This window comes from Methanolapillus ohkumae, from assembly GCF_032594355.1.
Taxonomy (GTDB): domain Archaea; phylum Halobacteriota; class Methanosarcinia; order Methanosarcinales; family Methanosarcinaceae; genus Methanolapillus; species Methanolapillus ohkumae.
The window spans coordinates 585,222-596,553 of record NZ_CP131061.1 but is presented as its reverse complement, the minus strand read 5'-3'; the positions used below and the strand labels follow the sequence as shown (position 1 = coordinate 596,553).

Here is an 11,332-nt window from a genome sequence, read left to right as displayed (position 1 = left end):
ATTGAATAAATCAGATAATACCATTTGGATTAACCGATTGAATAAAAGTATTTTAAGAATAATGGAATAGAGGACCGATTCTATATAAAGGTTTATATAGATTTTTGAAAAAACGATAAAAACCGATGATTTTTTGAAAAAAACGATAGGATTCAAGGGAACACTTTGGCAGAAGTATTTTTCAAAATTAAATCAAAAAGGATATATAAAACGGTCGGGTTTATACAGTGATGAATTTTCAAATACTTGACGCGGATTATAAATTAATCGGCGAGGACGAACCGGTCATTCGTCTTTTCGGCCGTGGCGATGACGGAAAAAGCGTTTGCTGTCTCATTCCGGGATTTGAGCCGTATTTTTATATCAAAAGCAGCGCGTCTGACCAGAATGAAACCATTCAACTCCTCATGGATACGTTTCCTCAAATCATCCAAGTGGAACCGGTGGAAAAATACGGACCGGTCGGTTATCAAACAAAAAAAACACCCTACTTGAAAATCTTTGTAAAAGCACCCAAAAACGTGCCTGAAATCCGTGACGACGTTTTAAAATTACAACATGTTGTTTCCCTTTATGAAAGCGATATTCTCTTTCGCAACCGCTTTTTGGTGGATTTGGATTTGGGCGGTTTTCTTTGGGTTTCCTGCGAGGAAGACCCCGCATTAGACCGCAACCATTTGATGACGGAAATTCCGATTAAAGCCGACACAATTATCTGTTCCAAAAAAGTTACCCCAATCGACCGCATTTCCAATGCCGGCCTGCGTTACCTTTCTTTTGACATAGAGTGCCTGCCCGATCATGGCGCCATGCCGACGCCGGACAAATCGCCAGTGGTTTTGGCCAGTTTTGCATTTGAACCGGCTTGGAATGGCAAAAAAACACGAGTGCTGGTCGGAAAACAAAAACCGGACAAGACCTGGCTGACCGAATGGGATGACGCGCCGGACTCCGAAAATGAAACCATTTGGCTTCAGGACGAAAACGAGCTAATGGATCAACTGTTTAAAACCATCAACGACTATGACCCGGATTTCATTACCGGATACAATATTTCTGATTTTGATATTCCCTACCTTCTTCAGCGGGCTGACGCTTTGAAAAAGAAAGGCGCCCGCATCCGAACCGGAATTTCCCGGGACGGCAGTCCCATTTATTCCAAAAAATTCGGGCTGACCGTGAAAACGGAAGTCACCGGACGCATTATTGCCGACGCGCTTCCGCTGGTCCGCCGCAATTTCAGTTTGAAACAATATACGTTAAGAAACGCATCCAAAGAACTGCTCGGCCGGGAAAAATTAGATGTTGCGCCGTCGGAAATGGAAGCGCATTGGTATGACAACGGAGAAAAGTTGTTTAAATTCGTCAACTACTCCCGCCGCGACTCGGAACTGGCGCTGGAACTTCTCCTGGACTTAAAAATGCTGGACAAATACATCGCTCTGGCACGCATTACCAATTCTGTCATTCAGGAAATCTTAGACGGCGGGCAGACTTCCATGGTCGAACAGGTAATGCTTAAAGAATATGGAAAACGTGACCGGGTTATGCCGATTAAGCCGGACGATGAGATTTATGAGGAGCGCGATTCCGAAGATGAGGGGCTTAAAGGCGGCGCGGTATTAGATCCCGTGCGCGGCCTGCATGAAAATGTCATTATTTTGGACTACAAATCTTTGTATCCGACCATTATGATGGCACACAATCTCTGTTACACAACGGTCGTGGAAGAAGGTGCTGATTTAAAATCCATGGGGCTTTCAGAAAGTGATTTGGATAAGACCCCATCCGGAGGCATTTTTGTTAAAAGCTCGATTTTAAAAGGCGTGGTGCCATCCATTCTTGAAGATTTACTCAACCGCCGGGTGGAAACGAAGCGGAAAATGAAGCAGACCAAAGACATGCATGAGATTTTGGCGTTGGATGCGACACAAATGGCGCTGAAGATATTGCTCAACAGTTATTACGGTTATTCCGGCTACTCCCGTGCCCGTTTGTACAGCATGTCGATGGCCAATTCCGTGACCAGCATCGGCCGGGAAAATATTCTGAATACGGAAAAAATCATTACGCAAGACATCGGAAAAGTTTATCTTTATGACAGTAAAGCGTGGCTGCATTCGGAAATCGCGGCGGAATTTAAAAGAAAGAACAGGACAACGGAATCGGATTTTGAGACCGGGACGCTGTCGGATTTGGACAAAGCGGTCATTGCGGGAGAAATTCTCATTGTGATTTTGTCGGTCGTTTACGGCGATACCGACAGCGTTTTTATGCATTGCGCCCCGGAGTCAGGCGGCGAATTCGCGGCAGAAATATTTTCGCTCGATGATGCGGCGCTTGTCGGTTCGAAAGCCGCGGGAATTGTGACCGCGTCCTTGCCGGCGCCGATGGAACTTGAATTTGAAGCCGTTGCTCGCCGTGCGGTTCTCATTGCCAAAAAACGGTATGCTCAATGGTTGTTTGAGCGGACGGGGTCGGGCTGGTCCGACAAAATTAAAGTCAAAGGCATGGAAACCGTACGCCGCGATTGGTGTGAATTAACGTCGGACACGATGAACCGCGTTTTGGAACTGGTTTTGATTGAAGGTAATGTGGACGAAGCCGCCAAGTATGTCCGTCAAGTAACAAGCAACCTTCGCTCCATGAATTTAAAAGAAAATCCGGAATTCATCAACAAATTGGTTTTGACGAAAAATTATTCCAAAAAAACGGACAATTACAAGAACAAGCAGCCGCATTTGACGGTGGTCGAAAAAATCAAAAAAAGAACGGGCATTTCAACGCCGATCGGAACACGGGTACCGTTTGTCATTACATCCGGAAAAGGATTGTTTGTCGAGCGGGCCGAAGACCCGGAATATGTTCTTAAAAACAACGTTCCGTTAGATGTGGATTATTACATTAAAAAACAAATTTTGCCACCGGTTGAGCGGATTTTGGAAGTTTTCGGCGTAGACGCCGGGTCTTTGGACAAATACCGCCAAAAAGGATTGTTTGATTTCGGTGGTCCGGATGAGCCGGACATGATAAGTCCGCGGCCGGCCTCATCGACTTTATCGGATTCATCTCAATTCCAAAAGCCGCAAGCGGCTTTTTCGTTGGATGGATTTACAAAATCGAAAAATTCTCTGGTCACGAATGATTATGATACGGATACGGGACCCAATAAATCCCCGCTGCTCAAAGAAGAAGCGGCCGAGGATATAACTGCCGGAGTGGAAGACACCGATGATTTTTCAGACGAATTCATTTCCGAGCCGGATTTCATTTCGGAATCGGAAATGAAAATTGAAACGAATACTAAGACGAATGCCGGCATGGAAACAGAAGCGGAAACATCCGGATCGGTGATTCAAACAGATGTTGCCGAAAAGGACGATGCAAATATCCAAACCGATTCAAACACAATTTCCAAATCGGACGTCAAAAACATTGAAAAAACAGATGCCGAAATCATTGAAAAAACAGATGCCGAAATCATTGAAAAAGCGGGCGTTGAAATCATTGAAAAAGCGGATTCATCCGAATCCGTCCCGGAGGAGACGAGACCCCCCTCCACAGAGCCGGCCGCAAGCAAACCGGCTCAAAAACCACAAGAAAGAGAATCCGGAAAAAGAAAACCTCAAAGATCTTTGTCGGACTTTTGAGCTGCCGGATTTTTAAGTTAATCGTTTAATTTATTTTTAAAAATAATGTGTTAAATCATGTTTTAATTTAAAATTTAACAGCCATTTTTAATACAAGCAGTTTTTAGACGGACTTTTTTTGTCCGATGTAAATCCATTGATCATATTCGGTTTCGTTGTCCCGGTTGTCCATGATTTTTCCATCCATTCCACATGTTTTTAAATAATCGGAAATCAAAACAGCTTCCGGTTCTGTTCGAAGAGTCAAAAATAAAAATCCGCCCGATTTTAAAACGAAAAGCGCAGACTCAGCAATAGAAAACCAGATGTTTTTATTGAATTCATAAATGGTTCCGATCATGAATCCGATAACCACTCCGAAAGATTCCGGCGCGATGCATTGGGAAAGGCGGACCGCGTCCATCTGAATGGTTTTGGATGGAATTAAAACCGTATGAGAAAGACCGGTGCAAATGTCTTCCGTGTTGATGTCAATCGAGAGCGGGTAAATATCATCTTCATAAAGCGCCAGCGTTGACATGCCGTTTCCGCAGCAAATTTCCAAAACATCCGGAAAAATACTTTCCGGCACTTCAATTTCCGGATTTTTTCCGGACTTCGTTGGGGTTTTGGATCCGAATTTTGTTTCAATCCCAGCTTCTTGTTTCATCCGCAAAAATGTTTTTTTGGCTTTTTCGACGCGGCGGGTGGAATACACGGAATCATAGTCAAGCATTCGGCACCCGCTTTTTTGAGATAAATCCAGCATGCTTTTGGAATAATATTCAATAACGTCTTCCGCAAGATCTTTTTGAGAAATCGAAACAAAGTGCATTGGATTTTGATAGGCAAATAATTTTTCCAGGAGAGTGACAAAATCCTTTTTTTGAGATGCGGGCGACACGATCGGCGTAAAAATAAGAATGTCGGCCGTCTCAATCGCTTGATCGGCTGAACCGAAATCCGATAAAGAATCGCCGCCGGTTTCATATTCTTTTTCAGGAGAAAGGTTGTGGCGGTCAATTAAAGCAAAGCCGATTTTTTTCGGGTAGGGATGGCGGTCAAAATCCGTCAGCAAAACCGTTTCAAAAGGAAAAGAATCATTTTTCGCCATGTCTAGCAATTCGGACAAATGTGAAAGCCCGCAAGAGAAGCGGCATTGTTCTAAAAATGAATTTTCCGTCAGAAAAAAATTACCGGAAAGGTGAAGTGTTTTTAAGAAAAATGGCGAGAGATATGTGAGGTCCATGCTTTTTCCTCCGTTTTTGGAAAACTTTTCTTTTTTGTGACGTTTCAATGTGATATTTTTTTCAATTTGAGATTAGTGATAAGATTCGTGAAGGATTCGTGATAAGATTCGTGAAGGATTCGTGATAAGATTCGTGATAAGATTCGTGAAGGATTCGTGAAGGATTCGTGATAAGATTCGTGATAAGATTCGTGAAGGATTCGTGAAGGATTCGTGATAAGATTCGTGATAAGATTTGTGATAAGATTTGTGATAAGATTTGTGATAAGGGATTCATGATTTGTGACCGAGTGATATCAAGAGCCGGATATGAAATTGCGCGCAATGTCCCAAATTTGAACGCCGGTCAGTGTCAAAACGGTCACAATAATTCCTGCGATGATGACGCCAAGAAGAATAGAAATAAACGCATTCTTAAACGGAATTTTAAAGACCAGCGCTGCGACCGTTCCGACCCAGGCGCCGGTGAGCGGCAGCGGAATGGCAACAAACATCATGAGCGCAAAGTCTTTGTAGCGTTCCATTTTGTCCTGTCCTTTCTTTTCGGCACGTTTGTAGAGAAAATCAAAAAAATTCGCAAATAAGCGGCTGTGCTTGGATAAAAACTCGGAAACGGGTTCCAGGAAATAAAAAATGACAGCAACCGGAAGCATGTTCCCAATGACAGAAAGAATAAAAACAACCAACGGATTCATGCCGTACACGCCGATGCCGACCGGAATCGACCCGCGAAGTTCCACAATCGGAAGAGCCGCAAGAAAAGTCACCACCAGCCATGAAGGAACGCCGACCAGCAAATCAATAACATATCCGGAAAAATCCATCTTATTCGTCCTGTTTTTATATTTATTTAAGGTTTATTTTTGAATTTTTTATTTTATTTTATTTTATTTTGTTTTATTTTGTTTTATTTTGTTTTGTTTTATTTTGTTTTGTTTTATTTTATTTTGAATCTGACAATTATTTATTTGCGCAGCAAGGCGAAATGAGCAATCAACGCTTCTAATTGTATTTTCTCATTCGCACCTTCCGCGATTCGAAAATCAATTTCACCGACGGCATCCACCATTTGAATCATTTCGGTGTCCGACAAATTCAATTTAAAAAGAGAACGGTATATTTGGCCGATGACATCATCCGCCGACAGCCCTTGGTCAAAAACAAGTTTGGATAACTTTTCCCGCGCTTCCTTGAATTTTCCCAAGAGGGCGGTGGTGACCAAATCTTGGATTTCCTCCGGGTGAGCGGTGGCGGTAATTTTGTAAATGGTTTCCCGATCAATATCTTTTTGGATAAAAGCAGCCGCTTGAATGGAATTGACGGCTTTTCTCATATCGCCCCGCGCGACATACACAAGCGCGTTGAGCCCATCGTCCGTAACGTTTAAATTTTCCGATTCGGCAATGAACTTCAATCTTTGAAAGACGGCTTCGTCCGACAAACTTTTGAACCGGTAGACAGCACACCGGGACTGGATCGGCTCAATGATTTTGGAGGAATAGTTACAAGAGAGAATAAAACGGCAATTCCCACTGTAGCGTTCCATGGTCCGGCGCAGCGCCGATTGAGCGTCCGATGTCAACGCATCCGCTTCATCGAGAAATATGATTTTAAAAGCAGCATTTCCAATCGGCGCCGTCTTGGCAAATGTTTTAATTTTGTTGCGGACCACATCAATTCCGCGTTCATCCGACGCATTGAGTTCCGTAAAATTTTCATTCCAATATTCACCAAACATTTCCCGGGCAATGGAAACCGCTGACGCGGTTTTTCCGACACCCGGTGGACCTGTAAATAACAAATGCGGCAAATTGCCGGATTTTACATAAGATTGCAAACGGCCGACCGTTTCTTCCTGACCGAAAATGTCGCCTAACTTCATCGGGCGGTATTTTTCAATCCAAATCTCCTCTCTCATAATTCGCACCGGTTTTTAATAAAATATAAATGAAATATAAAAATCATCCGCAAGAAACATATTTTCATTTTTTCAGTGATTTATAATTTATGTTTTATGTTTTATGTTGTTATTGGAAAAACAATTCAATTTTTGTAACACCAATACTCCGAAATCTTATTAATCCTTTTCTTTTTGAAACAGATTTTTTTTCGGGTTTGTGAATCATTGTCCGACTTTATTTCAAACCTATTTAATAGATCATTGAAATGACTAAAACAGTTTTTAAAAAAACAATTCGAATCATTTTTTTAAATATATAAAATATTCAAAGATGATTAATTTTATAAGATTCAATATATTTTAGTCTATTGTCGATAAATCTTCTTAAATTGTCGATACATCCGATGAGACAGATACCGAAAAATTTCAAAAGCCACTACAAAGTATTTATAAAATAAAATTGTTCTATACATCAACCAAGATTTAGAGGGTATCCTGCGTAAATCTTTTAAAAATATCATAGAATGTATTGAAATGTATAAAAGCGTATAAAAAATGCATTAAAATATTATGAAAATGCATTAAAATTTGAAAAATAAATCAGAAATTATCATCCAATACATTTAAAAATATTGAAATTTTTTCGTGTTTTTTTAAAAAAACGCGTTTTTGCGCCTTTAAATTTTTTAATAATGCCCGGATAGTGCGCGTATTTTAAAAAAAGAGCGATCAGCAAAAATTTAAAATCGATGCGGATAGATATGGAAATCTCAATGGAACAGGAAGCACATTCCACAAAAAACTCGGCGGCGATTGCCGAGTCATGCCGAGACCAGGTTGAAAAATCTGCGGCGTCTCTGGCGCAATCTCTCGGAGCGGTGGCTGTTTTCGTGTTTGGAGATTTGAGCCTGGAAAATATGCCGCCTCAAATCCCGGTCATTAACATTTCCCTTCATTTAAAAACCGTAATTGAGAAGCTTTCTTTTATGAAGCAGGACGATCCGTCCCACATCCGGGAAATGGCAAAAAACCTGACGCGAGAAGCAGAAGGAAACACATCCATGCTTCAAACCGCCGCCGCGATTGAATACGCATTGGGAAGCATTAATCTGGGAGTCGTCATCGGTATTGTTCATTTCCATGAATCTTATTCCATTGTGGTTCACAACATGGCGGAAAGCGGAACGATCCGCTTGCTTCGTGAATGTGAGAAGCGGGTGTCGCCTGAAACTTTGCGCAGTGTTCTTCACTTGTCTCTCGGAATCGCAACAAAGGGCAGAGAAGGCAAAAAAGTCGGAACCGCGTTTATTATCGGGGACGAAGAGGAAGTGATGAACCGTTCTCATCAGATGATTTTAAATCCCTACAGGTCACAAGACACGGAAGAAACAAATATCAATCGACGGGACAACTGGGAATCCGTTATGGGATTTTCGCAGCTGGATGGTGTTTTTATCGTATCCGCCACCGGAAAAATATTGGCAGCCGGCCGGTATTTGGATGTGGACACCCGGGATTTAAGCCTGGAAAAGGGTCTTGGAACCCGCCATTTGTCATCGGCATCCATTACCCGGGACACCATCGCAATCGCGGTGATTGTTTCCGAGTCGGGCGGAACGGTTCGAATGTACATGGACGGCAAAGAAGTCTTGTTCATTGATCCGATGCAATCGGTTTTAGAAATCGACGGCGAAAAGATGACTTGAAAAAAACTAAAAAGCCGAAAAATTCAAAAAAAGAGAGGATGGATAAATTATTCAATCCTTTCAAATATTTTACCCAAAAACGGTTCTTCAAATTTGTTTCCAAGAACGGTTCTTCAAATAATGTTTTTGATGAAATTTTCCGTCATCACGCTTTCACAATACGCGCATCGGAGGTGAATGGCGCCGTTTTTGCACTCTTTGACGATAAAGCGGGAGTCGATCGGCTCTTTACTATTGGAAATGCAATTTGGGTTGACACATTTGAGAATTCCGTGAACGCATTGCGGGATTGCCACTTGCTTTTTTTCAATCACTTCAAAATTGCGGATGATATTGACGGTGGCTTTGGGCGACAGAAGGGAAATGGCTGCCACTTCTTTTTCCGTCAATTCTTTTCCTTCGATTTTGACGACATCTTTGTCTCCGCGAGCGCCGCCGGCATTCATGACGATACTGACCGTGTTTTTAAAATTTTCGCCGACGCTGATAATCCGTAAAACATTGAGCGCTTGCCCGGGGGTGATGTGGTCAATCACCGTTCCGTTTTCAATCGCTTTGATACGCAAGTCGTTTTTGTCCCCGAGTTTTTTGGAACGAATGGTGGATTTTTCATTTTTTTCCGGTGTTGAGCTCATATGTCCACCCCCAAAACTTTGCACAAAATCGCCATTCGAACCGGAATTCCGTAAAACGCTTGCTTAAAGTAAGCGGCGTGCGGGGTTTTATCAACACCGGGCGCGATTTCATTCACGCGGGGAAGCGGATGCATAATTTTAAGATTGGGTTTGCAATTTCGGATAAGTTCTTCGGTAATACGCATGCTGTTGGAGACGCGGTTGAATTCCGCGGGATCCGGGAACCGTTCTTTTTGGATGCGGGTCATGTAGAGGACATCCACCTCTTCAATCACGTCTTCCATGGCGTGGGTGACATGAATTTTGATGTTACGGTTTTTGAGGTCGTCGATCATGCGTTTGGGAAGTTCGAGTTCGGGGGGCGACACCAGATTGATTTTGGCGCCGTAACGGGACAGCGCATAGCAAAGGGAGTGTACGGTTCGCCCGTATTTTAAATCGCCGGCAAGCGCGATGTTGAGATGGTCAAGGCTGCTTTCGCGTTTGATCGTGTACAGGTCAAGAAGGGTTTGGGTTGGGTGGTGGCCGGCGCCGTCTCCGCCGTTAATAATGGGAGACGAAGAGAATTCGGAAGCCATCAGAGCCGCGCCTTCGTGCGGGTGGCGCAAGACAACCGCGTCGGCGTAGCGGGAAACGACGCGGATGGTGTCGGCCAACGATTCGCCTTTGGCAATGGAACTGGCTTCGACCGACCCCATGTTGATGATTTGTCCGCCGAGGCGAATCATTGCGGTTTCAAAAGACATGCGGGTCCTTGTGCTGGGTTCGAAAAAAAGAAGCGCTAAAACTTTGCCGTCTAAGATTTTGGATGTTCTTTCGCCTCGGGCGATCGGTTCTAATTTTTCCGCCGTTTCCAAAATCTCATCGAGCATTTCCCGAGAATATTCCCGGGTTGAAATAATATGATGTAGCGGCTGCATAATATTCCCTTTGATGGCAAATATGATTGAATATTTCAAAATTATTCTAAATTGGAGAGTTAATGAAAGGAATGAGATATAAATTTAGTGGAAAATATCGGAAAAAAATGAACGAATTCATACATTTTTTAAAGAATAGGCCGGATTGACGGAAAAATTAAAAGTTGATGCGATAATGCGGGCGACGGCACAAAAAATAAAACGATGACAATAAACAGCAACAAACAATAAACAGCAACAACCAGCTTATTTTATTCCAATCCAAAAAAAGCCTCCCGAAAATTCGGACGCGTTTCCGCGTCCGAATTTTTCGGATTGTTAATCCGGAAAAGATAGGGCGTAGAAAGTCACATCTTCGGAATAATATACAGACGCAGCAATTCTAAAAAAGTAAACAGACGCAGCAATGCTAAAAACAGTAAACAGACGCAGCAATGCTAAAAACAGTAAACAGACACAGCAATGCTAAAAACAGTAAACAGACGCAGCAATGCTAAAAACAGTAAACAGACACAGCAATGCTAAAACAGTAAACAGACGCAGCAATGCTAAAAACAGTAAACAGACGCAGCAATGCTAAAAAAGTAAACAGACGCAGCAATGCTAAAAAAGTAAACAGACGCAGCAAACCTAAAAACAGTAAACAGACGCAGCAAACCTAAAAACAGTAAATAGTCGCGGCAATTCTGAGATAGAGCAAGCAAACGCGGCAAAAAAAGAACAAAACCCGGGATTATTCAAAAAAACAAATTTTGAAGTGCAAATTTTAAAAAACAACAAAATCAAATGTAATTTTTAAAAAATAAAAATGAAGCGCCCGATGCAGGATTTGAACTTGCGCTCTTCGAAGAAGAAGTGGTTTTCGAGACCACCGCCTTACCGCTAGACTAACCGGGCACGTTGATGAATGAATTTTTACAAGAAAGAATTCAACTTGTCCGTTGAAATACCGTTTTTCATATAAATAATTTATACTTCAAAACACTGTTTTTTTGAAATCATTTATAAACTCCTGAATTTTTTAAAGTCTTGATTTGAGTTTTTGAGTTTTGAGTTTGGTTTGGTTTGGTTTGGTTTGAGTTTTGAGTTTTGAGTTTTGAGTTTGATTTTTTTGAGTTTTAATCTGAAATTTCTGAATTATAATATATTTTCAAATTTATTTACAAGACAAATATCTGTTTGAAGATTATCTAAAAAGATTTATCAAAGGGTTTGAACTTTCATACTTTACATTTTTGCAGAATTTATATTTCTAATTTTAATTAAATATCTTGACATTTCAATTTATCAATC

7 protein-coding genes and 1 tRNA gene are annotated in these 11,332 nt (G+C 41.8%); 2 read left to right on the top strand and 6 right to left on the bottom strand.

Annotated elements, in window-relative coordinates:
* Positions 1–230: 230 nt before the first annotated feature.
* The gene (locus tag MsAm2_RS02375) at positions 231–3,650 is read left to right on the top strand and encodes a DNA-directed DNA polymerase (protein WP_338098218.1); all 3,420 of its coding nucleotides are present in this window, start codon (positions 231–233) and stop codon (positions 3,648–3,650) included.
* Positions 3,651–3,753: 103 nt separating this feature from the next.
* Here the strand turns inward: MsAm2_RS02375 and MsAm2_RS02370 are convergent, their stop codons facing one another.
* The 3 genes from MsAm2_RS02370 to MsAm2_RS02360 all read right to left on the bottom strand — a co-directional run bounded on the left by MsAm2_RS02370 (position 3,754) and on the right by MsAm2_RS02360 (position 6,796).
* Complete coding sequence (locus MsAm2_RS02370) at positions 3,754–4,878, bottom strand: class I SAM-dependent methyltransferase (RefSeq protein WP_338098217.1); 1,125 nt, start codon at positions 4,876–4,878, stop codon at positions 3,754–3,756.
* Positions 4,879–5,174: 296 nt separating this feature from the next.
* On the bottom strand, positions 5,175–5,702 hold the full coding sequence (locus MsAm2_RS02365) for a COG2426 family protein (protein WP_338098216.1): 528 nt from the start codon (positions 5,700–5,702) through the stop codon (positions 5,175–5,177).
* 140 nt (positions 5,703–5,842) lie between these two features.
* Complete coding sequence (locus tag MsAm2_RS02360; protein ID WP_338098215.1) at positions 5,843–6,796, bottom strand: replication factor C small subunit; 954 nt, start codon at positions 6,794–6,796, stop codon at positions 5,843–5,845.
* Positions 6,797–7,539: 743 nt separating this feature from the next.
* Here MsAm2_RS02360 and MsAm2_RS02355 point away from each other — a divergent pair.
* A complete protein-coding gene (locus tag MsAm2_RS02355) occupies positions 7,540–8,484 on the top strand; it encodes a DNA integrity scanning protein DisA nucleotide-binding domain protein (RefSeq protein WP_338098214.1) in 945 nt (314 codons plus the stop codon).
* Between the two features lie 113 nt (positions 8,485–8,597).
* On the opposite strand, the gene pyrI is transcribed toward MsAm2_RS02355, so the two are convergent.
* The 3 genes from pyrI to MsAm2_RS02340 form a co-directional block, all read right to left on the bottom strand.
* Entirely contained in the window at positions 8,598–9,119 is a 522-nt protein-coding gene (gene pyrI / locus MsAm2_RS02350) for an aspartate carbamoyltransferase regulatory subunit (RefSeq protein ID WP_338098213.1), read from the bottom strand.
* Positions 9,116–10,039, bottom strand: a complete 924-nt coding sequence (gene pyrB / locus MsAm2_RS02345; protein WP_338098212.1) for an aspartate carbamoyltransferase — start codon at positions 10,037–10,039, stop codon at positions 9,116–9,118. Before pyrB ends, pyrI begins: the two co-directional genes overlap by 4 nt.
* An 814-nt stretch (positions 10,040–10,853) precedes the next feature.
* Positions 10,854–10,936: transfer RNA gene (locus MsAm2_RS02340), tRNA-Ser, on the bottom strand.
* Positions 10,937–11,332: the final 396 nt, after the last annotated feature.